Annotated in this window: 16 protein-coding genes and 1 pseudogene; 8 read left to right on the top strand and 9 right to left on the bottom strand. The window is 73.6% G+C overall.

Annotated elements, in window-relative coordinates:
* The first annotated feature begins 90 nt into the window (after window positions 1–90).
* Both ACZ7RU_RS24870 and ACZ7RU_RS24865 read left to right on the top strand, forming a co-directional pair.
* On the top strand, window positions 91–969 hold the full coding sequence (locus ACZ7RU_RS24870) for a nuclease (RefSeq protein ID WP_470343160.1): 879 nt from the start codon (window positions 91–93) through the stop codon (window positions 967–969).
* 348 nt (window positions 970–1,317) lie between these two features.
* Window positions 1,318–1,644: pseudogene (locus ACZ7RU_RS24865) on the top strand (transposase family protein); the annotation flags it as partial.
* Window positions 1,645–1,691: 47 nt separating this feature from the next.
* Here ACZ7RU_RS24865 and ACZ7RU_RS24860 read toward each other — a convergent pair.
* The 3 genes from ACZ7RU_RS24860 to ACZ7RU_RS24850 all read right to left on the bottom strand — a co-directional run bounded on the left by ACZ7RU_RS24860 (window position 1,692) and on the right by ACZ7RU_RS24850 (window position 4,411).
* The gene (locus ACZ7RU_RS24860) at window positions 1,692–2,456 is read right to left on the bottom strand and encodes a GNAT family N-acetyltransferase (protein WP_470343185.1); all 765 of its coding nucleotides are present in this window, start codon (window positions 2,454–2,456) and stop codon (window positions 1,692–1,694) included.
* Between the two features lie 696 nt (window positions 2,457–3,152).
* Window positions 3,153–3,611, bottom strand: coding sequence for an SRPBCC family protein (locus ACZ7RU_RS24855; protein ID WP_470343159.1), 459 nt, complete (start codon window positions 3,609–3,611; stop codon window positions 3,153–3,155).
* 506 nt (window positions 3,612–4,117) lie between these two features.
* Window positions 4,118–4,411 (bottom strand): WhiB family transcriptional regulator, encoded by a 294-nt coding sequence (locus tag ACZ7RU_RS24850; RefSeq protein WP_470343158.1) that lies wholly within the window; start codon window positions 4,409–4,411, stop codon window positions 4,118–4,120.
* Window positions 4,412–4,564: 153 nt separating this feature from the next.
* Between ACZ7RU_RS24850 and ACZ7RU_RS24845 the strand changes: the two genes are divergently transcribed.
* From ACZ7RU_RS24845 to ACZ7RU_RS24830, 4 genes are all read left to right on the top strand, one after another.
* Window positions 4,565–5,533, top strand: coding sequence for an LLM class F420-dependent oxidoreductase (locus ACZ7RU_RS24845; protein WP_470343157.1), 969 nt, complete (start codon window positions 4,565–4,567; stop codon window positions 5,531–5,533).
* A gap of 83 nt (window positions 5,534–5,616) precedes the next feature.
* Window positions 5,617–5,787 carry a hydrophobic protein gene (locus ACZ7RU_RS24840; RefSeq protein ID WP_470343156.1) on the top strand — a complete coding sequence of 57 codons (171 nt, stop codon included), beginning with the start codon at window positions 5,617–5,619 and terminating at the stop codon, window positions 5,785–5,787.
* A gap of 192 nt (window positions 5,788–5,979) precedes the next feature.
* Window positions 5,980–8,265: a catalase gene (locus ACZ7RU_RS24835; protein WP_470343155.1), complete on the top strand. Its 2,286-nt coding sequence runs from the start codon at window positions 5,980–5,982 to the stop codon at window positions 8,263–8,265.
* A gap of 81 nt (window positions 8,266–8,346) precedes the next feature.
* Window positions 8,347–10,977 carry a SpoIIE family protein phosphatase gene (locus ACZ7RU_RS24830; protein WP_470343154.1) on the top strand — a complete coding sequence of 877 codons (2,631 nt, stop codon included), beginning with the start codon at window positions 8,347–8,349 and terminating at the stop codon, window positions 10,975–10,977.
* Between the two features lie 60 nt (window positions 10,978–11,037).
* On the opposite strand, the gene ACZ7RU_RS24825 is transcribed toward ACZ7RU_RS24830, so the two are convergent.
* From ACZ7RU_RS24825 to ACZ7RU_RS24815, 3 genes are all read right to left on the bottom strand, one after another.
* Window positions 11,038–11,502: an ATP-binding protein gene (locus ACZ7RU_RS24825; protein ID WP_470343153.1), complete on the bottom strand. Its 465-nt coding sequence runs from the start codon at window positions 11,500–11,502 to the stop codon at window positions 11,038–11,040.
* 128 nt (window positions 11,503–11,630) lie between these two features.
* Entirely contained in the window at window positions 11,631–12,026 is a 396-nt protein-coding gene (locus tag ACZ7RU_RS24820; RefSeq protein WP_470343152.1) for an STAS domain-containing protein, read from the bottom strand.
* A gap of 116 nt (window positions 12,027–12,142) precedes the next feature.
* Complete coding sequence (locus ACZ7RU_RS24815) at window positions 12,143–13,024, bottom strand: SigB/SigF/SigG family RNA polymerase sigma factor (RefSeq protein ID WP_470343151.1); 882 nt, start codon at window positions 13,022–13,024, stop codon at window positions 12,143–12,145.
* A gap of 302 nt (window positions 13,025–13,326) precedes the next feature.
* Between ACZ7RU_RS24815 and ACZ7RU_RS24810 the strand changes: the two genes are divergently transcribed.
* Both ACZ7RU_RS24810 and ACZ7RU_RS24805 read left to right on the top strand, forming a co-directional pair.
* The gene (locus ACZ7RU_RS24810) at window positions 13,327–16,779 is read left to right on the top strand and encodes a HAMP domain-containing protein (protein ID WP_470343150.1); all 3,453 of its coding nucleotides are present in this window, start codon (window positions 13,327–13,329) and stop codon (window positions 16,777–16,779) included.
* A 66-nt stretch (window positions 16,780–16,845) separates the two neighbouring features.
* Complete coding sequence (locus ACZ7RU_RS24805) at window positions 16,846–19,332, top strand: SpoIIE family protein phosphatase (RefSeq protein WP_470343149.1); 2,487 nt, start codon at window positions 16,846–16,848, stop codon at window positions 19,330–19,332.
* Between the two features lie 33 nt (window positions 19,333–19,365).
* On the opposite strand, the gene ACZ7RU_RS24800 is transcribed toward ACZ7RU_RS24805, so the two are convergent.
* The 3 genes from ACZ7RU_RS24800 to ACZ7RU_RS24790 all read right to left on the bottom strand — a co-directional run bounded on the left by ACZ7RU_RS24800 (window position 19,366) and on the right by ACZ7RU_RS24790 (window position 21,814).
* Window positions 19,366–20,865 (bottom strand): phosphatase PAP2 family protein, encoded by a 1,500-nt coding sequence (locus tag ACZ7RU_RS24800; protein WP_470343148.1) that lies wholly within the window; start codon window positions 20,863–20,865, stop codon window positions 19,366–19,368.
* Window positions 20,866–21,000: 135 nt separating this feature from the next.
* Window positions 21,001–21,513 carry a GNAT family N-acetyltransferase gene (locus ACZ7RU_RS24795; RefSeq protein WP_470343147.1) on the bottom strand — a complete coding sequence of 171 codons (513 nt, stop codon included), beginning with the start codon at window positions 21,511–21,513 and terminating at the stop codon, window positions 21,001–21,003.
* Between the two features lie 97 nt (window positions 21,514–21,610).
* Complete coding sequence (locus ACZ7RU_RS24790) at window positions 21,611–21,814, bottom strand: MbtH family protein (RefSeq protein WP_363384014.1); 204 nt, start codon at window positions 21,812–21,814, stop codon at window positions 21,611–21,613.
* Window positions 21,815–21,841: the final 27 nt, after the last annotated feature.

Here is a 21,841-nt window from a genome sequence, read left to right as displayed (position 1 = left end):
GCCCCCGGCCAACGCGCCGATGGTGCGGTCCCGCCGTTTGCCCACGGAGCGCATCACAATGGGTCGCGACTCGACTACGGGAGGCAACCCATGACCATGACCCTCATCAAGGGCACCTACCGGATCAAGGACTACGAACCGGACGGCGACACCGTCCACTTCCTTCCCGACGACATCACCATCTGGTCCCAACTCCCCGGCGAGCACAAGGTCAAGCCGGACGACCACGGTGGCGCGAACCTGCGGCTGGACGGGATCGACGCGTTGGAGACTCATTTCCTGGGCGTCGGTCCCGACTTCGTGCACCAGCCGCTCGACCTGGGCGCGCACGCCGCGCGGGACGCCCTGCTGACCTGGCTGGGCTTCACCGACGTCGAGCAGGGGGCGGACGAGAAGGTCACCTCCGCGACCCCGGAGGCCGTCTCCGGGTTCATCCTCACCAGCGGCGCCGACACCTACGGGCGCTGCGTCGCGATGGTCGGCAAGGGGGTGCCGATCCCGGACGTCGTGAGCGGAACCGTCCTCCGGGTCGACGTGCCGATGCTGCACCAGACCGCCAACCACGAACTGCTCTCCCGCGGCCTGGTCTACCCGACGTTCTACAAGAACCTGCCGAAGGAACTGCGCCTCGACATGGCCGCCACCGCCCAGCGGGCGCGGGCGGAGAAGGCACCCGAGAGCGTGTGGGCCAACGACGTCACCCACAGCGGCGCCACGATCGCGGACCTGAGCTCCCTCACCGACCAGCTGGTCATCATGCCGAAGCTGTTCCGACGCCTGGCCGACTACCTGCGGCTCTTCGGGCCGTCCCTCGACCACCTCCCCGCCTTCCTGGCCGGCGGGGACGACGAGTACGTCCTCTCGGACCAGAGGGACTCGACCAAGGGCCTGCACCGCATCATCGACGTCATCGGTGACACGATCAAGCTGCGCCCCCGGATCGAGGACATCGTCTTCGTCGAGAAGTGAGCCGGTGGGCACCCGCCGCGTGCCACCGCCGCTGACTTCCACGGCCCCTCCGACTCTTTCCGGCAACGCCTCCCCGCCGCCTACGGACTTCGGCTTCGACCCGGTCGTCACGGGCGCCGGCGTCGCCGGGCGCTCACCGCCGCACCGGGAAGACCGCGAGGCCCGGAGCCCGCGTCCTGATCCTGGACGCGGGCGACAACGGCCCCGGCCCGGCCGACAGGCCGCGTGCCACAACGTCGCGGTGGTCCCGATCACCACGCCGCAGGCCCACAACTCCCGGCAGTACCAGGGGCACAGCTCCTGCCAGGGCCACTCCAGCGGCCTGCCGATCCGCCCCTCCGGGGCCGAGAGCCCCGTGACCACGGGCTGGGACGCTCGCGCGGCGGCTTCACCACCAAGCTGCACCTGGCCGTCGAGCAGGGGCGGAAGCCCATGTCAATCGTGGTAACGGCAGGACAGCGTGGAGACTCGCCGCAGTTCGAAGCCGTTCTGGACGGGATCCGCTGCACCATCCTGGACGAGGCCGATCAGGCGCGAAATCGCCGGCAGCTCGGCACTCGCGGTGGTCGGCCGCCGCGCTTCGACCGGGCCGACCACCGCGAGCGCCACACGGTCGAATGCGGCATCAATCGCCTCAAGAGACATCGCGCCGCCGCCTCGCGGTACGGCAGCTGACCGGCACTGTCAGGAAGACGGCGCAGGGCGCGTGGAGTCCGGACCGGTCAGGGGCTGACGGCGTGTTCGGTGAACTGGCCGCAGGGGCGGAACCCCAGACGGCGGTAGACGGGCTCACCGTCCGCTGACGCCTGCAGGACGGCGATGCGGTGGTCGCGGTCGCGGGCCGTGTGGAGTGCCGCGAGGGTGATGGCACCGCCGTAGCCGCGTCGGCGGTGGGCGGCCAGGGTGGAGATGTTGTAGACGCCGGCGACTCCCGCGTGGTGGAACACCTCGGCGGAGCAGACCGGACGGTTCTCCACGTAGCCGACCAGGTACCGGGCCGGGCACTGCGCGGCCAGTGCCTGCGGGGCGGCCTGGGCGAAGAAGCGGCGGACGGTGTCGGCGGGCGGGTCCCAGTTCGCGGCGAGGACCATCGCGTAGTCGGCCAGTTGTTCAGGCGTGGTGACCTGCTGGATGTCCAGTCCGGGGGCATCCGGTGGGGGCAGGGTGTCGTTCAACTCGGCCCACATCGCCGTCTCGTGTTCGGACGCCGGAAGACCGGCCGACGTCAGGCGGGTGGTGAGGTCCGCCGGTGTCGAGGAGGGCCCCACCCACCAGGAGAAGGGACGGCCGGTGCGGGCCAGCGTCCCAGCGGTCTCGGTGATACGGGCGGTAGCGTCGTCGGCGGTGAAGCGGGCCGCGGCCACGATGTTGAAAGTGTCGTCGTCCAGGCCACTGTCCGCGATCAGGAGGTCACCAGCCTCTTCGACGGTCGCGCCGGTCATGTTCCGGTGCAGATGACAAGCGTGTTCCGCCAGGTTCCGCTCCATCCTGTCCGTCACATCGGCTTCATCACGAAAACGATCGTTCATAGCCATTGATCCCAGCACGACCGGGTGCAGGTTGCATGCGTTTTTTGGTTGTCCGCCGATAGTGCCGCGCCGTCGGCCATGGCGGGTGGGTATGCCAACCCCTTCCACGACGACGGGAGCAGTACGCCCCGCCGGGACGGGCGGCCCGGCCGTGGACGTTCCGAACGGCCGGTGGGGGGCGCGGCCGGCTGCCGAGACCACCCCGTCCGTCGGTTCCGGCCGGTCAGCCGTGGTGGCTCCGGCGGCGGCCGAGGACGAGGGTGAAGCCGCCGAGTACAGCAGGACGCCGACGATCCCCGCGCGGCGAGCACGGTGGCACCGGTGCCGGCGAGCATGCCCGATGCCCGCGGGACCGGCGGTGCCCGGGGTCCGGCCGCCGTCGCCGGGGGTCGGTGTGGGCGGACGGGGTGCTTGCGGCCGGGACCGTGAGGTCGGTCGCGCAGCCACTCGCGGTGTCGCGGGTGCCGCGCTCGCTGTCGGGGGTGGTGACGGCGTCCTGCTGCCTGCTGTCCCCCTCACCCCGGAACCGCCGCCCGGTCGCTCACGGGTTCGGCGTGCGAAGGGCCCCGGGCCTCCCGCGCCGGACCGGCCCTCGGCCCCGGTCCCGAGGGACCGGGGCCGAGGGCCGGGCTGGCCGGAGTGGCCGGACCGCGATCAGCCGGGGCTGATCCGCCCCCGCCAGCCGCCCTCCTCGTGGCCGTGTCCCTCGATGAATTCCTTGAACCGCTCCAGGTCCCCCTTGACCCTCCGGTCCACCACGCCCAGCGCGTCTCCGGCCTTCTCGACCATGCCCTCCGGGCGGAAGTCGATGGCCATGTTGACCCGGGTGTGCTGGTCGTCGAGCCGCTGGAACGTCACCACGCCCTGCTGCTGCACGTCTCCGCCCACGGTCCGCCAGGCGATCCGCTCGTCGGGCAGCTGGTCGACGATCTCGGTGTCGAACTCGCGCGTGACCCCGCCGATGCTCGTCCGCCAGCGGTTGTGACGGTCGTCCACCTGGGTCACCGAGTCGACGCCCTCCATGAAACGCGGGAACTCCTCGAACAGCGTCCACTGGTTGTAGACGGCGCCCAGGGGCACGTCGACGTCGACCGATTCCTTCACCATGCTCATCTGTGCTCTCCTCGTTCGGCGCGGCCGGGGTTCTTCCCCGGTCATCCGCGCGTCTGCCCGCCGCTCACCGACGCAACCCTCCCGGCGACCCGACGAATTGACGTGATCCGATGTGATTCGACGTGGTCCGGACGTGGTCCGGCGGAGGACGCGGGCACCGCGCTCTTCTCCTCCTCGTCCACTCCTCGGCCGCTGTGCCGGCCGTGACATGAGCCGGTGTCAGTCGCGGCGCCCGGGGTGTGCCTCGTGCCCCTGAGCAGGAGGACGCGGTGCGCTCCGTCGACGACGTGCCCGTGCCCGTGCCCGCTTCGGACGCGTGGGAGCCGTGGCTTGCGTACCCGCACGCCCTCACCGCGGCGGGTGGTGCACGAGGAGAGGCGATCCGGCTGGAACACCTTCACGAGACGTCTACGGGGAACCGGGTCGACCCCGAGGAGTGGAGCGTCGGTCGTCGGCCGACGACCGATTCGCGACGACCGCGTCGGTAGCCCCGCCCAGGGGCCCGGTCAGGCCGCGGACGGGACCGGGTCACCGGTGAACAGGGCGCGGCGCTCCTCCGCCGTCAGGCCGCCCCAGACCCCGTGCGGCTCGCGGGCCGCGAGGGCATGGCGCCGGCACTCCACCCGGACGTCGCAGCCGGCGCAGACGGCCTTCGCCGCCTCCTCCCGTGCCCGGGCCGCGGCGACGGGTTCGTCGGCGGACCGGCCGAAGACACCGCCGTCCGCGGTGTGACAGGCCCCGTCGGGCTCACGGCTCCACCGGTACTGCGGGGCTTCGGGAAGGTGGGAGAGGTCGGCCACGGCGGTTCCTTCCGATCGGGTTCGTTTGCCCCCCTCGTCTAACCCCGTCCCGCCCGTTCATGCCTCCGGCCCCGCCCGGCCGTCGTGCGGCGATCGGGGGAAGTCCGGCCCGCGCAGGTGGAGAACGGGTCCGGACCGGGCAGGCGCGGAGGCATGGTGCAGATCGGATACACGATGATGACGGAGCAGCGGGGCCCGCGCGGCCTCGTCGCCGACCTGGTGCTCGCCGAACGCGCGGGCTTCGACTTCTCGGTGGTCTCGGACCACTACTTCCCGTGGCTGGACGAACAGGGCCACGCCCCGTACGCCTGGGCGGTCCTGGGCGCGGCGGCGCAGGCCACCTCGCGGATCCCGCTGATGACCTACGTGACCTGCCCGACCTTCCGCTACCACCCGGTGGTGGTGGCGCAGAAGGCGGCGACGCTCCAGCTGCTCTCCGAGGGCCGGTTCCGGCTGGGGCTGGGCAGCGGGGAGAACCTCAACGAGCACGTCGTCGGCCGGGGCTGGCCGGCCGCCGCGGTGCGCCTGGAGATGTTCGGCGAGGCGGTGGAGATCATCCGGGCGCTGTTCGAGGGCGGGTACGTGACCCGGCACGGGAAGCACTTCGACGTGGTCGGCGCACGCCTGTGGGACCTGCCGGAGCAGCCGCCGCCGATCGGCATGGCGGTGTCCGGGCCCGCTTCCTGCGCCCTCGCGGGGCGGCTCGCCGACCTGGTGATCGCCGTCGAGCCGGACGCCGGGCTGGTCTCGGGTTTCGCCGACCACGGCGGCGCCGGGAAGCCCGCGGTGGGCCAGCTGCCGGTGTGCTGGGACCGCGACCGCGACGAGGCCGTGCGCCGGGCCCACGAACAGTTCCGCTGGTTCGGCGGCGGCTGGAAGGTCAACGCCGAGCTGCCGGGGACGGCGGGCTTCGCCGCGGCGAGCCGGTTCGTCCGGCCCGAGGACGTCGCCGACGCCATCCCGTGCGGCGACCGGGTCGAGGACTTCGTGGAGGCCGTCCGCCCGTTCGCGGACGCCGGTTTCGACGAGGTCGCCCTCGTCCAGGTCGGCGGGGACTCCCAGCCCGCCTTCCTGCGGTGGGCGGAGGAGACTCTGCTGCCGGCCCTGCGCGCGGCGTTCTGACGGCACGGCGGGAAAGGGGGCATGCACCGACGGTCCGGGGGCAGAAGGGCGGGCACACCACCACCACCGAGGAGGTCTCAACCATGGTCCCCGTCCTTCTGGTCCTTCTGCTCGCGCTCATCCTGTTCGGTGCCGGATTCGCCCTGAAGGTGCTCTGGTGGGCGGCGGTCATCGTGTTCGTCGTGTGGCTGCTCGGCTTCGTCGCCCGGGGCACGACCGCCGCCGGTGGGCGGGGCCGCTGGTACCGCTGGTAACCGCCCGGCGTCCCGTGGGCCGCGGCACTGCGGCCTACGGGACGGTTCCGGCGTCGGCACGCGGAAGGCCCCCGGTTGCGGGACAGGTCCGCGCACTCGGGTTGCGGGCGCGCGGATCCGTTTCCGGACGGGGCCGCCGGGTTACCTGCGCAGAGTCCCCCGAGTACCGGGTACCGAGTACGAGGAGCATCCATGAACGAATCCGGACCGATGAAGAAGATCGTCGACGCCGTCACCGACGTGGTCCAGCACGCCACCCCGACCGACCGCCCCGAGGTCCCCGGCGCGCCCGGCGCGGTCTCGCCGGGCGTCGCGGAACCGACCGAGGTACGCGACCCCCTGCCTCCCAAACCCGACCAGGCGGCTCCGCGGCCGGTGACCGCGACCGGGCGCGACACGGGTGCCGGCCCCCGGGTGCGGTCGCAGAGCGGCGCCTTCCTCACCACCGCGCAGGGCGTGCGCCTGCCCGACAGCGACCACTCCCTCAAGGCCGGGCCCCGCGGTCCGGTGCTGCTGCAGGACCACCACCTGCGGGAGAAGATCACCCACTTCGACCACGAGCGCATCCCCGAGCGGGTGGTCCACGCCCGCGGGGCGGCCGCGCACGGCGTCTTCCGCGGGTACGGGAGCGCCGGCGCCGTCTGCAAGGCGGCGTTCCTCGGCGAGGACGTCGAGACGCCGGTGTTCGTCCGGTTCTCCACCGTGCTCGGGTCCCGGGGCTCGGCGGACACCGTCCGTGACACCCGTGGCTTCGCGACGAAGTTCTACACCTCCGAGGGGGTCTTCGACCTCGTCGGCAACAACATCCCGGTGTTCTTCATCCAGGACGCGATCAAGTTCCCCGACGTCGTCCACGCGGCGAAGCCCCACCCCGACCGGGAGATCCCGCAGGCCCAGTCCGCGCACGACACGTTCTGGGACTTCGTCACCCTGCACACCGAGGCCACCCACCACACCCTGTGGAACATGTCGGACCGGGGCATCCCGCGCTCCTTCCGCACCATGGAGGGCTTCGGCATCCACACCTTCCGGCTGATCAACGCCGAGGGCGCGAGCACGCTCGTCAAATGGCACTGGAAGCCCAGGCTCGGCGTCCACTCCATGGTCTGGGAGGAGGCGCAGCTGGTCGCCGGGGCGGATCCGGACTTCCACCGCCGGGACCTCGCCGACGCGATCGAGGCGGGCGCGTTCCCGCAGTGGGAGCTCGGCATCCAGACCTTCCCGGACACTCCGGAGCAGACCTTCGAGGGCATCGACCTGCTCGACCCGACCAAGATCGTTCCGGAGGAGCTCGCGCCGGTGCGCCCGGTGGGACTGCTCACCCTCAACGCCAATCCGACCAACTTCTTCGCCGAGACCGAGCAGGTCGCCTTCCATCCCGGGCACCTGGTGCCGGGGATCGACATCACCGACGACCCGCTGCTGTCGGGACGCCTGTTCTCGTACCTCGACACCCAGATCACCCGGCTGGGCGGCCCGAACTTCGCCCAGATCCCGATCAACCGCACCCACGCCCCGGTCAACGACATGCTGCGCGACGGCTTCCACCAGGACGCCGTCCACTCGGGCGTCGCGCCGTACAAGCCGAACTCGCTCGACGGCGGCTGCCCGTTCTTCGCCGGCGCCGGGGACCGTCCCTTCATCGAGTACCCGACGCCGGTGGCGCCCGCCACCAAGGTGCGCGAGGCGCCGGCGTCCTTCGCGGACCACTTCAGCCAGCCCCGGCTGTTCTGGGCGAGCATGAGCCCGGTGGAGCGCGAGCACATCATCGCCGCCTACACGTTCGAACTCGGCAAGTGCCACGAACAGGCGATCAAGGAGCGCGGCCTGCGGGTGCTGGCCGAGATCGACGGCTACCTGTGCGCGCAGGTGGCCGCGGGGCTCGGCCTGCCGGCGCCCGAGCCCACCGAACCGCTCGCCCCGGTCCGGCCCAGCCCGGCGCTCTCCCAGGTCGGGCGGACCTGGCCGCTGGACGGGCGGGTCGTCGGCCTCGTCGCGGGCACCGATCACGGCGCGCTGGCCACGGTGCGCCGGGCCGTGCTGGACTCGGACATGGTCCCGCTGGTGATCTCCGCCGCCGGGGGCGACCTCCGCCCCGAGGGCAACCACGAGCCGCTGGCCGTGCAGCGCACGTTCGCCACCGCCCGCTCGGTGGAGTTCGACGCGCTGGTCCTGGCCGGTGCCCCCGGCCCCGCGCCCGAGGGCGAGGCGGCCCGGGACGCCAAGGCGGCCAACCCACTGCCGACCTCCTCCCCGGTCGACGCCCGGCTCGTGCTGATGCTGACCGAGGCCTACCGCCACGCCAAGCCGATCCTCGTCCTGGAGGGCGGGCAGGCCGCTCTCCAGGCCGCGGGCATCGCCGCCGACGCCCCGGGCGTCCTCACCGGCGTCCGGCCCGACCAGGCCGTGGACCAGCTCGGCCTCCTGCTCGCCGCCCACCGCGTCTGGGACCGCTTCCCGCCGCCCACCGCCGGCTAGGAATTCGGTGCGCCGGGGCGGCGTCCGCGAGGGACGCCGCCCCGGCCTTTTAGCGCCGGTGTTTCCGAGCAGACGCCCGGTATGGGCATTCTCAGTCCGCCCGGGGTCCCGTCGCGGCGCTTCGCCCCGGCCCCCGAGAACGTCGCGGTGGCGCGGCGGTTCGTACGCTCGGCGCTGGCCGGCGTCCCACCGGAGGCGGTGGACACCGCCGAACTGCTGACCGGCGAACTGGCGGCCAACGCCGTCCTGCACGCGCGCACCGAGTTCGAGGTGCAGGCCTGGTCGCAGGACGGCCGGGTCAACGTGCGGGTCAGCGACGGGCGGCCGGAGGTCGGTCTCGTCCCGCACGACCGCCACCCGTACGCCTCCACCGGACGCGGTCTGGGCCTGGTGGAGGACCTCGCGCCCAGCCACGGCGTGCACAGCGACGCGGACCGCAAGACGGTCTGGTTCGAACTGTGGCCCGGGCAGCCGGACCCCCCGGCCTCCGCCTGGGAGACGGTGCCCCCGGTCGGCCCGACCGCGAACGTGACGCTGATCGACGTGCCGTACGCCCTGTACTGGGCGGCGCGGCAGCAGTGGGAGGGCCTGCTGCGGGAGCTGTACCTGGACGGGTGCGCCGGGGAGCGCGTGGGCGTGTCCGCGGCGGACCTGACGGTCGCCCGGGAGGCCGGGAGCATGATCTGCGAGTGCATGACGGCCTCGGTGCAGCAGGAGACCCCGGACAGTTCGACGCTCTCCGTCCTCGTCGCCTTCCCGGCGGACGCCGCCGAGGCCGTGGTGACCCTGGACCGGGTCCTCGACCAGGCGGAGGCCGCCGCCCAGCAGGGGACCCTGCTCGCCCTCCCGGCACTTCCGCAGATCCGGGCCTTCCGGGAGTGGCTGTTCGACCAGGTCACGTCCCAGCTGTCCGGCGCGGACCCCACCGCGTGGACGCTGAACCCCGACGCGCCGAGCGGCACCCCGACCGAGCTGGCCCCGTGGGACGCGAGCGAGGTGGAGGCCGCCACCGAGCCGACGGTCGCGGCCGACGACCTCAACCGGATCATCGCCGTGAACGCCGCCGCGGCGAACCTGCTCGGCTGGTCCCCGCGGGAACTCGTCGGGGAGCGGCTGACCGTGATGATCCCCGAGCACCTGCGCGGCCGGCACGAGGCCGCCTTCACCTCCCTGCTGCTCACCGGGCAGCCCCGCATCCTGGGCCGTTCCGTCCCGCTGCCCGCCCTGCACCGCGACGGCCGGCTGGTCCCCGTGCGGCTGCGCGTGCAGACCCAGGAGGCGATCGACGGGCGCACGGTGTTCGTCGCCCAGCTCACCGCGCGGACGGGCCCCACCGGCACCCCGCAGGACCCACAGGAGCTGCGGAACCTGCACGGCCCCCGGATGGAGCCCGGGCCGGTGAGGCTGCCCACGACCACCAGCAAGTCCCGGCGGGCGAGCATCGAGCGGAGCGCCCTGGAGCGGCTCTCGCTGCTGGCCGACACCGGCCTGGCGCTGAGCAGCACCCTGAACCTGCACGAGCGGCTGCACCGGGTCTGCCAGGTGCTGACCCAGCGGCTGGCCGACTGGTGCGTGGCGGACCTCCTGGACGACGCGCCCGACCGGGTGGAGCGGGTCTGCGTGGTCCACGGCGAGCAGCGGGTGCCCGTGCCCGAGGCCCTGCTCGGCCGGCTCCCTCCGCTGGCCGAGGACACCCAGGGCTCCCTGCCGCGCGTGATGCGCGGCGCGGGCCCGCTGCTGATCACCGACTTCCCGCCGCCGGAGCGGGCCCAGAGCCCGCTGGAGGCCCGGCAGCTGGACATGTTCGAGCGGCTGGGGGCGAGCAGCGCCATCGTGGCCCCGTTGCGGGCCCGCCGGGAGGTCCTCGGCGCGCTGACGCTGGTCCGCACCCGCGACGAGTACCCGTTCACCGCCGAGGACGTGCCGCTGGTGGCGGAGCTGGTCCGCGGGATCGCCCTCGGGGTGGACAACGCCCAGCTGCACCAGCACACCCGGCGCACCGCCGAGCGCCTCCAGCGCGCCCTGCTGCCGGACGTGCCCCGGGTCGGCCCCGTGGACCTGGTGGCCCGCTACGTGCCGTCCAGCACCACCGCCGAGATCGGCGGGGACTGGTACGACGCCTTCGTCCTGCCCACGGACGACCTGGTGCTGGTCATCGGCGACGTGGCGGGGCACGACCTGCGGGCCGCCGTGGCCATGAGCGCCCTGCGCAACATGCTGCGCGGGATCGCCGTCGACCGCCGGGAGCCGCCCGGCGAGGTGCTGCGCCAGTTGGACCGGGCGAGCAGCACGCTCACCCCCCAGTCCACCGCCACCTGTGTGTACGCACTGCTCAAGGGCGGCGAGTCGGGCCCCTGGGAGCTGCACCACTCCTCCGCCGGCCACCTGCCGCCGCTGCTCACCACCGAGGACGGCGGGACCCGCTACCTGGACGGGGCCGCGGGCCTGCTGCTCGGCATGGACGCCGACATGCCCCGGCCCACGGCCCGGGAGGCCCTGGCGCCCGGTTCCACCCTGCTGCTGTACACCGACGGCCTGATCGAGCGCCGCGGACAGTCCCTCGACGACGCCATGGACAGGCTGCGCCGGCACACCGCCGCCCTCGCGCGGGCGCCACTGCACGTGTTCTGCGACGAGTTGGTCATCGCGCTCGGTGCGGAGAGCGACGACGACATCGCCCTGCTCGCCGTGCGCGTCGCGCCGCCCGGCTGACCCCGCGGGGCGAGCGGTCCGCCGCCCGGCACCGGAGCGGTGCCGGGCGGCGGGCCGGGCTCAGGCGCCGCGGGTCAGCCGGTGGGCATCGAACTCGGCCCAGATCGACTTGCCGCGGGCGTGCGGTTCGGCGCCCCAGCGGTCGGCGGTCCGCCCCACGATGAACAGCCCGTGGCCGCCGGGAAGGGCGGGCATGTGCGGGTGCCGCGGCGCGGGCAGCACCGGGCTGCGGTCGCTGACCTCGACCCGCAGGCGCGCCCGGGTGAGGTCCAGGACCAGTTCCAGCGGGCCGTCCCCGTGCAGCACGGCGTTCGCGACGAGCTCCGCGACCACCAGGACCACGTCGGCGGCGAGCTCCGGTGCGGGCGCGTACCAGTCCGCGAGCGCCTCGGTGGTGCAGGCCCGGGCGCGGGCGACCGGCGTCGGCATCCCGACGAGCGTCAGCCGTCTGCGCTGTCCTCCGGCCGGCAGGACCGGCCCGGTCGGCTGCGGGTCGCCGTCCAGGGTGCCCCGACTCATCGTCATGTGAGGGTTCCCCTTCGGATCGACGGCGGTTTCGGATGCTCGGGTTCCCCGTGCCTCCCGGATTATGCCTCGTGCCCCCGACACCGCGGCGGCCGACGCGTCGGGCAGGGCGGCCTCCGTTGTCCGGCTCAGGACGCCAGCGCCGACTCGACGGAGCCGTGGAGGGAGAACACCGTTCGCGCGCCGGTCAGTTCGAGGACGCGCATGACGGTGGGCGGCACCGCGGCCAACCGCAGCTCCAGGCCCTCCCGCTCCGCTTCCGCGCGGATCCGGAGCAGGAGGTTCAGGCCGGAGGAGTCGCAGAACGCCACCCCGCTCAGGTCCACGACGATCACCGGCGGACGTCGCGCGACGAGACCGGTGAGCGCGTCGGCCACCGGCGCGAGCGTCTCGATGTCGAGATCGCCCGCCAGTGCGCACACCACCGCCCCACCGCCCGCGGTGCGGGTCTCCACCGCCGCCTCCGGACGGGGCGGCGGGACCGCGAAGGCCAGGTTTCCAGTGTCGTTGTCGGAAGGCGTCATCGTCGTCCCCTCGGTGTCGGATGCCCTCCGACCCTATGCAGGTCAGGGCGGTCGGCCAAAACGGACCGGACGGGTCGCGCCGGCGCACCAGGGGTCATCCCCCGGCGGGCGCCCGGTCAGTCCTCCTCCAACCCCTCGCGCAGACGCCGCAGGGTACGCGAGAGCAATCGGGACACGTGCATCTGCGACACCCCCAGGCGCTCGCCGATCTGCGACTGGGTCAGGTCCTCGCAGAAACGCATCGACAGGATCAGCCGCTCGCGCTCCGGCAGAGCGGCGACCAGCGGCTTGAGCGCCACCAGGTCCTCCACCTTGGACAGGTCCCGGTCCTCCTCCCCGAAACGCTCGCCCAGCGACCCCGGCTTCTCGTCGTCCTCCGCGCCCCCCAGGTCCAGGGAACCCGCCGTGTGCCCGTTCGAGGCGGTCAGCCCCTCCACCACCTCCTCCTCCGACAGGCTGAGGTGCGCGGCCAGTTCGGCCACCGTCGGCGCCCGGTCCAACTCCTGCGCCAGGCGCTCCTGCGCCTTGGCCAGCACGATCCGCAGCTCCTGGAGGCGGCGGGGCACGTGGACGGCCCACGTGGTGTCCCGGAAGTGCCGGCGGATCTCCCCCAGCACCGTCGGCAGCGCGAACGTGGTGAACTCCACACCGAGATCCGGATCGAACCGGTCGATGGCCTTGATCAGCCCCACCGCCCCGACCTGCAACAGGTCCTCCTGCGGCTCCCGGTGCGCGGTGAAACGGCGGATCGCGAACCTCACCAGCGACAGGTTCATCTCCACCAGGGTCGACCGCACGTACGAGTACTCCCGGGTGCCCTCCTCCAGCCCGGCGAGCCGGCGCAGCAGCACCCGGCTCAACTCCCGGGCGTCGGCCGGCGCCACCTCCCGCAGATCCCGCGCGTCCGCCAACTCCGGCGGCAGCAGCTCACGCAGCCCCGCCGTGGCGGGCGGGGGCGCGGGGGTGGAGACGAGCGGTTCACGAGTGGTCGCGGCCATCGGGGTCCCTTCGTCGTTTCGGCATGTCGCAACGCCCGCTACCCCGGTTCGGCCGATCGATGCCGCCACCGGGCGTGAAGATTCCGAGAAGGAGGTTCGTACACTTCGGGTACATCGCGGATCCGCCCAGGCTAGCGCGCCGAACCGCCGGGCCCGACGCGGCGACCAGTCGTTTCGGTGCGGCGGAGAGCTGGGATAGCCTCCGGAGGGGAACACACCCCGTTTGCGACCGCGGACCCTTCCGTGGTGCCCACGACCGGATGCGGGCCTGCGGCCCGGCGTTCTACGGAGGCGACGTTTCGATGGCTGGCCCGACCCTGCCCCCCGGCTCGCAGGACCGCTCGCAGAACGGGCCGGGCACCGCGCTGGTGAACGAGGCGGAACTGCGGCAGCTGCTGGCCGGGTTGACGGCCGTGCGGGACGGCGACTTCAGCACCGAGCTACCCGACGACGCGGACGGGCTGCTGGGTGAGATCGCCACCGTGTTCAACGGGATGGTCGACCAGCTGTCGCACTTCACCTCGGAGGTGACCCGGGTGGCCCGCGAGGTCGGCACCGAGGGCCGCCTCGGCGGCCAGGCGCAGGTGCCGGGCGTCTCGGGCACCTGGGCGGACCTCACCGACTCGGTCAACGCGATGGCCGGGAACCTCACCTGGCAGGTGCGCAACATCGCCCAGGTGACCACGGCGGTGGCCCGGGGCGACCTCACCCAGAAGATCGAGGTCGACGCCCAGGGCGAGATCCTGGAGCTGAAGGACACCGTCAACACGATGGTCGACCAGCTGTCCTCGTTCGCCGGAGAGGTGACCCGGGTGGCCCGCGAGGTCGGCACCGAGGGCCGCCTCGGCGGCCAGGCCAAGGTCGAGGGCGTCTCGGGGACGTGGCGCGACCTGACGGACTCGGTGAACTCCATGGCGGGCAACCTCACCGGGCAGGTCCGCGCGATCGCCCAGGTCGCCACCGCCGTCGCCGAGGGCGACCTCACCCAGAAGATCACCGTCACCGCCCGGGGCGAGATCCTGGAGCTCAAGACCACCATCAACACCATGGTCGACCAGCTGTCCTCGTTCGCCGACGAGGTGACCCGGGTGGCCCGCGAGGTCGGCACCGAGGGGCGGCTCGGCGGCCAGGCCCGGGTCGAGGGCGTGTCCGGCACCTGGAAGCGGCTCACCGCGAACGTCAACGAGCTGGCCGGCAACCTCACCCGGCAGGTCCGCGCCATCGCCGAGGTCACCGGCGCCGTCACCGCCGGGGACCTGACCCGCTCGATCACCGTGGACGCCTCCGGCGAGGTCGCCGACCTCAAGGACAACATCAACGCCATGGTGGAGTCCCTACGCCAGACCACCCGCGCCAACGAGGAACAGGACTGGCTCAAGACCAACCTCGCCCGCTTCTCCGCCCTGATGCAGGGCCGGCGGGACCTCTCGGTCGTCGCCGAGTCCGTCATGGACGAACTCGCCCCGCTGGTGGGCGGGCAGTGTGGCGCCTTCTACCTCGCCGAGGAGAGCCCCGAGGGAACGGTGCTGCGGCTCGTCGGCTCCTACGCGTTCCCCGACGGCGAGCGCCCGACCAGTTTCCGCCTCGGCGAGTCCTTCGTCGGCCAGGCCGCCCGCAGCCGGCGGACCATCGCCGTCGACTCCCTGCCGCCGGACTACCTGGCCGCCTCCTCCGGCCTGGGACGCACCGGGTCGCTCTCGCTGATCGTGCTGCCGATCGTGGTCGAGGAACAGGTGCTCGGCGTCATCGAACTGGCCTCCGTCCGGCCGTTCACCCAGGTCCACCGGGACTTCCTGGAGCAGCTGCTGGAGACCATCGGCGTCAACGTCAACACCATCATCGCCAACGCCCGCACCGACGAGCTGCTCGGCGAGTCGCAGCGCCTCACCGCCGAACTCCAGGCCCGGTCCGAGGAGTTGCAGGCGCGACAGGAGGAGCTCCAGGCCTCCAACGCCGAGCTGGAGGAGAAGGCGGAGCTCCTGGCGACGCAGAACCACGACATCGAGGCCAAGAACCTGGAGATCGAACAGGCCCGCCAGGAGCTCGAGGAACGCGCCCACCAGCTGTCCCTCGCCTCCAAGTACAAGTCCGAGTTCCTGGCCAACATGAGCCACGAACTGCGCACCCCGCTCAACAGCCTGCTCATCCTCGCCCAGTTGCTGGCCCAGAACCCCACCCGCAACCTGACCGCCAAGCAGGTCGAGTACGCCGGGATCATCCACTCCGCCGGCTCCGATCTGCTCCAGCTGATCAACGACATCCTCGACCTCTCCAAGGTCGAGGCCGGGAAGATGGACCTCAACGTCGAGGCGGTGCCGCTGCAGTCGCTGCTCGACTACGTGGAGGCCACCTTCCGCCCGATGACCGGGCAGAAAAACCTCGCCTTCGCGGTCCGCACGGCCAGCCGGGTTCCGGCCGAACTCCACACGGACGACTACCGGTTGCGCCAGGTGCTGCGCAACCTGCTGTCCAACGCCGTGAAGTTCACCGAGCAGGGCCGGGTCGAGCTGCGGATCGAGCCCGCCGACGAGGACGCGATCCCCGACGGGGTGCGCCGCGACGGGCCGGTGCTCGCCTTCCACGTCACCGACACCGGCATCGGCATCGCCCCGCAGCACCTGGAGACCGTCTTCGGAGCCTTCCAGCAGGCCGACGGGACCACCAGCCGCAAGTACGGCGGGACCGGGCTGGGGCTGTCGATCAGTCGTGAGATCGCCTTCCTGCTCGGCGGCGCCATCACCGTGGAGAGCACCCTCGGCCGGGGCAGCACCTTCACCCTCTACCTCCCCGCCGAGGCCGCCGGTCTCCCCGCCGGCGGCCCCGGCGCCGCGCCGCGGACGGCCGAGCGCCCGGCCACGGTGCCGTCGCAGGGCGCCGGACACCACCCGGAGCACTCCGCCGCCGGCCGGCCACGGCGCCTGCTCGTGGTGGAGGGCCGCCCGAACGGCCTGCTCTCCCTGGTGGCGGAGAACGCCGTCGCGGACCTCGCCCGCTACTCCGGCGCGCAGCGGCCGGTGGAGATCGTCGCCGCGGTCGGCGCGCAGGAGGCCGCCACGGCCCTGGCCACCGCGCCGTGCCACTGCGTCGTCCTGGAACTGGGCCTGCCCGACGGGACCTCCGCGACCCTCCTGAAGGAGATGGAGGGCGACCCGGCCCTGTACACGGTCCCGGTGCTGGCCCACGACAACCGGGGGGTCGTCCCGGAGCAGGAGCAGGCGCTCCGCCGCGCGGGCGAACGACCCCTGGAAGTCCTCTCCAGCCTCGACGAGTTGCGCGAGCGCATCGCCCTGCACATGAGCGCCGACCGGCCCGGGAGCGTCGTGCAGCTGGTCCGCGACACGGGCCGCGAGCCCTCCTGGAACCCCGGCGCCGACCCGGCGCTCTCCGGCCGCACGGCGCTGGTCGTCGACGACGACGACCGCAACCTCTACGCGATCACCAGCATCCTGGAGCTGCACGGCATGCACGTCCTCCAGGCCGAGAACGGGCGGGCCGCCCTGGAGGCGCTCGCCGTCCATCCGGGGATCGACGTGATCCTGATGGACGTGATGATGCCGGAGATGGACGGGTACTCCGCCACCGCGGCGATCCGCGCCATGCCGGAGCACGAGGGCCTGCCGATCATCGCCGTGACCGCCAAGGCCATGGTCGGTGACCGGGAGAAGAGCCTCGCCTCGGGCGCCAGCGACTACATCACCAAGCCCGTCGACGCCGACGAGGTGATCAGCCGGATCAAGCGCCACCTCACCGCCTAGCACCGGCGCGCCCGCCCGCGTCACCCCACCACCCGTACGAGCCGCCGCATCCCAGGAGTCCCGACCGTGCACCAGCCTCCGGAGCAGTCCGCCGCCGGCCAGCGCCCGTCGACCGGACCGATCGCCGGCTCAGTCGGCGCCGGGCCCCCGGGCGGTCCCACCGCGGCGGGAGCGCCGCCGGCCCGGGACTCGGAGCGTGAGGCGACGGCGGTCGGCCGGCTCGCCGGCACGGTGGAGCGGCTGCGCCTGGAACTGGACCGGGCCGAGGCCCACGCCGCGGGCCGCGCGGTGGTCGAGATGGCCGTCGGCGTGCTCGTCGAGCGGCTGCGGTGCGGCCCCACCGAGGCGGCGAGGCAGCTGGAGAGCCTCGCCGAGCGGTCCGGGACCTCGACCCTGGCCTTCGCCGCCGACCTCGTCAACCAGTCCGCGGCGGACGAGATATCCGCGCTCGCCCGCGGCTTCGTGGCCGGTGCCTCCGAGCCTTCGGCCGACGCCCCGCCGGCCCCGTCGGCCCAGCCGGTCGCCGTCCGTCTCCGCAGCACCGAGGCGGACGCGCTCGCCGGCGACGCGGCGGCGGCCGCGCGGTCCATGCTGGAGCACGCGCTGCGGCCGCTCGGCGTGGCCGCCGTCGCGGTCTGGGCCGCCCACCCCGACCTCTCGCTCTCCCTGGCCGGCAGTGCCGGCTTCCCCGACGAGGAGGCCCGCCGCTGGCGGCACGTCCCCCCGGGCGTCCCCACCCCGGCCCGCAAGGCGCTGGACGAGCGCTCGGCCGTCGGCTACCCGACGCTCGCCGACGCCTCGCTCCCGTCGATCGGCCAGCACGAGGTCCGGGGCGGCCGGCTGGCCGTTCCGGCCGGCACCGGCGGCCGGCTCATCGGGGTCCTGGAGGTCTGCTGGCACGACGCCCTGCCCGACCAGTCCCAGTCGCTCCAGCGGCAGTTCGAGGCGCTCGCGCAGCTGGCGGCCGCCACCCTGGAGACCTGGGGCGGCCAGGAACCGCCCGGCCCCGAGCCGGACGACCGGCAGTTCGGTGAACTGCGGCAGCTGGTCGACGGCCTGCTCGACCCGTGCCTGGTCCTGCGGCTGTCGCCCGACGACGACCACCTCCCCCGGTTCGTGATCCGGCACGTCAATCCCGCCTTCGTCGACTTCGCCGGCCGGCCCACCGGCGCCATCGTGGGCACCCGGCTGCTGGAGGCGTACCCCCTGGCCGCCGAACCGGGCGGGCTGGCGGAGAAGGTCGAGCACGTCTTCGCCACCGGGGAGCCCTTCCGCACCCACGACATGCGGCTCGCCGCCCTGGTCGACGGCGTGCCGCTGACCACCCGGGCCCAGGTGAGCATCAGCCGGCACGGCACCCACCTGGCGCTGGTGTGGCGCCTCGGGGACGGCACCCCGCGGGTCGCCCGGCTGCTCCAGCACGCCCAGCGGCTCGGCCGGATCGGCGGCTTCGAGGAGAACCTGGGGACGCGTCAGATCGCCTGGAACGAGACCCTGTTCGAGCTGCACGGGCTGCCCCCCGGCGCGTCGCCGATCCCCCTGGACCAGCTGGCCGAGCACGCCCACCCGGACGACCGGCACACCATCGGCCGGTTCCTGCGCACCCTGCTGCACCACCGGCGGCCGGCCTCCACCGCCTTCCGCCTCCTGCGCCCCGACGGCGTCACCCGCCACATCCGCGTCGTGGCGGAGCCGGTGCCCGCCCCGGACAGCAGCCTCCACATCGTCCGGGGCGCCTACCAGGACATCTCCGCCCAGCACTGGACGGAGGTCGCCCTGGCCGCGACCCGTGACCAGCTGGCCCAGAGCGAGCAGCAGGCGGCGGAGCGCAGCCGTCTCGCGCTCCAGCTCCAGCACGCCATCATGCCGCCCGCCCGCGGCCCGCTGGACCTGCACGACCTGCACGTGGCCGTGCGCTACCGCCCGGCGGAGAAGGACCACCTGGTGGGCGGCGACTGGTACGACGCGCTGACCCTGCCCTCCGGGGACGTCCTGCTGTGCGTGGGCGACGTCTCCGGGCACGGCATCGAGGCCGCCACCGGCATGGTCGCCCTGCGCAACGCGCTGCGCGGACTGGCCGCCACCGGCGCGGGCCCGGCCCAGCTGCTGAGCTGGCTCAACAGCGTCACCCACCACCTCACCGACAACGTCACCGCCACCGCGGTCTGCGGCCTCTACGAACCCGGGAGCGGCAGGCTCCGCTGGGCCCGGGCCGGGCACCCGCCGCCGGTCCTGCTGCGCGGCGGGCGCGCGGCCGCCCTTCCGCAGCTGGGCGGCATCCTGCTCGGCGCCGTGGACCAGGCGGACTACGAGGAGGGGGAGTTCACGCTGGAGGCGGGCGACACCCTGGTGATGTACACCGACGGGCTGATCGAGCGCCGCGACGAGTCCCTCCAGGCCTCGCTGACCAATCTGACCGGCCTCGTCGAGCAGGCGCACCGCGGTGCGGCCGCGGGCGTCGAGGGACTCCAGGACCAGCTGGACCACCTGCTGCGGTACAGCAGCGCGGACACCGACGACGACACCTGCCTGGTCGGGGTGGCGGTCCGGTAGGCCCGCTCCGGGCGGGCCCACCGGACCGGACGGTCAGGAGGTGACCGGCGGGCGGTACACGGTCAGCGCCGCCGGGTTCTTGGACAGCCGCAGGGCGCCGCGGGCGGGGACGCTCTCGCCGTCGACGGCGATCCGGTCGGCGTCGCCGAGGAAGTCCAGGTCCAGGACGCGCAGCCGGGCGGTCCGGTAGACCCGGGAGCGGTGCAGGGTGCCGGACAGGAAGGCGGCGGCGAGGCGGGTGCGGGCGAAGGGCGTGCCGCCGTCGACGACGCGGACGTCGAGCTTCCCGTCGGCCAGCGCGGCCCGGTGGGTGGGCGCGAAGCCCGCCGGTTCGTACGCCCCGTTGCCTGCGAACAGCAGCCACAGCCGGTGCGGGCGGCCCCCGGCGTGCACGGTCACCGGTTCGGCGGTCGGCAGCAGCTTGGCGACCGCCACCGCGAGGGCCGGCCACTTGCCGATGCGCTTCTCCAACTTCTCCCGCTGATGCACGAGTTCGGGGTAGATGCCGAGGCTGAAGGTGTTGACGAAGGTGCGGGACCCGGTGTGGTCGACGGCCACTCCGAGGTCCACGCCGACCGCGGTGCCGGCCTCGACGGCCGTGGCGGTGTCCGCGTGGGTGGCGGCGCCGAGGTCGATCGCGAAGTGGTTGAGGGTGCCGCCGGGGAAGACCGCCAGCGGCAGCGCGCGCTCGACGGCCAGGCCGGCGGCCAGGTTGACGCTGCCGTCGCCGCCGCACACCCCGAGCGCGCCGCCGTTCCGGGCCGCCCGGTCGGCGGCCTCGGTCAGCAGTTCGGCCAGGTCGTCCTCCGGCCCGCACACCCGGACGTCCGCCTCGGGCAGCAGGCCGCGCAGGGTGTCGGCCGTCTCCTCGGGGCCGGTGGCCGTCACGGAGCCGTTGCCGGAACCGGAGTTGACCACCACGGACAGGCCCCGGCCGCGCGGCAGGGCCGGAGCCGGGAAGGCGGCCGGGGCGGCGGGCGGCGGCTCGTCGGACGAACGGGGCCACCAGCGCAGGGTGGTGGCGGCGGCCGCCGTCCCCAGCGCCGCGCCCGCGAGGACGTCCCCCGGGTAGTGCACCCCGGTGGAGACGCGGGAGAGCGCCACCGCCGCCGCGACCGGGGCGACGGCCGCGCCCAGCAGCGGGGACTCGATCGCCACTCCGGTGGCGAAGGCGGCCGCGGAGGCGGAGTGGCCGGAGGGGAAGGAGGTGGTGACGGGCTGGCGCAGCAGCCGTCGCACCGACGGCACGCCGTCCAGCACCGGCCGGGGTCGGCGGGTGGCGTGTTTGGCCACGGTGTTGGCGGTGGCCGAGGCGATCGCGAGCGAGCCGAGCCCGCGCAGGGCGGCGCGCCGGCCGCGGCGTCCGCCGACCGCGCCGAGGACGGCGGCGACGCCCGTCCAGAGCACTCCGTGGTCGGCGGCCCGGCTCAGCGTCCGCAGCCACGGACCGGTCCCGTGCAGCGGGGCGGCGGCGATGCGGTCGAACAGGGCCCGGTCGATGGCGTCGAGTCGTGAGGTCCCCAGTCGTGTCATCCGACGAGCCTAACGGCGTTCGGTGGTGCGGCGCGGGAAGGCGGCCGGCCGGTGTGTCATCCGAACGGAGGCGGGCTGGACCCGCGGCGCGAGCGAGCGTGCCGCGGGGTGGGGCAGGGCGGAGCGAGGGCCGGATCAGGCCCGGTCGGTGGAGATCGCCAGCAGCAGCTCCGTCACCGAGCCGTCGTCACTGACCACGTCGCGCAGGTGACGGAAGCCCAGCCGCCGGCACATCGCGAGGCTCGGGGTGTTCTCCGCGCCCACCAGGCCGTAGACCTCCTTGAGTCCGAGCTCCTCACCGGCGTAGCGGACCAGGCCGCGGACCACCTCGCCGCCCAGGCCCCGGCCCCAGAACTGCGGGGCCAGCGCGGTGACCAGCTCGTGGCCGTCGACGTTCCCGGCGCGCTTGACCTCGGCGTGGCCGGCGTACGCCCCGTCCAGCCAGATGCCCCAGACGTCGAAGAGGTTCTGCGGGTAGACGTCGGACAGGATCGCGCGGAACAGGGTGCGGATGTCCGGCTCGGGCACGAGGTCCTGGCCCATCCAGCGGCACACGTCCGCGTTGCGGAGCAGGGAGACGAAGGCGTCCTCGTCCTCGGTGCGGTAGGGGATGAACTCCAGGTGCTCGGTGCGCAGCGGAGGGGTCATGCGGCTCTCCTCGGGGTGGTGGTGGTGCGGTGGTGCGGTGGCCGGGGCGGGCCCGCCGGTCGGCGCGGGTGCGACCGGCGGGCCGTCCCGGCGGCGGTCAGGCTCCGGCGTTCTCCATGCGCTCGCGCAGGCTCTTCGGGCGCATGTCGGTCCACACCTCGTCGACGTAGGCGGTGCACTCGGCCTCGGTGCCCTCGGTGCCGACGGGCTGCCAGCCGGCCGGTACCTCCAGGTCGGCGGGCCAGAGGGAGTACTGCTCCTCGTCGTTGCGCAGCACCTGGTAGCGGGTGTTCTCGTCCATGTCGGTCTCCTTCGTCACGTGGGCGGG

The organism is Kitasatospora sp. NPDC114501, assembly GCF_055633695.1.
This window is presented reverse-complemented; position numbering and strand designations above follow the sequence as displayed.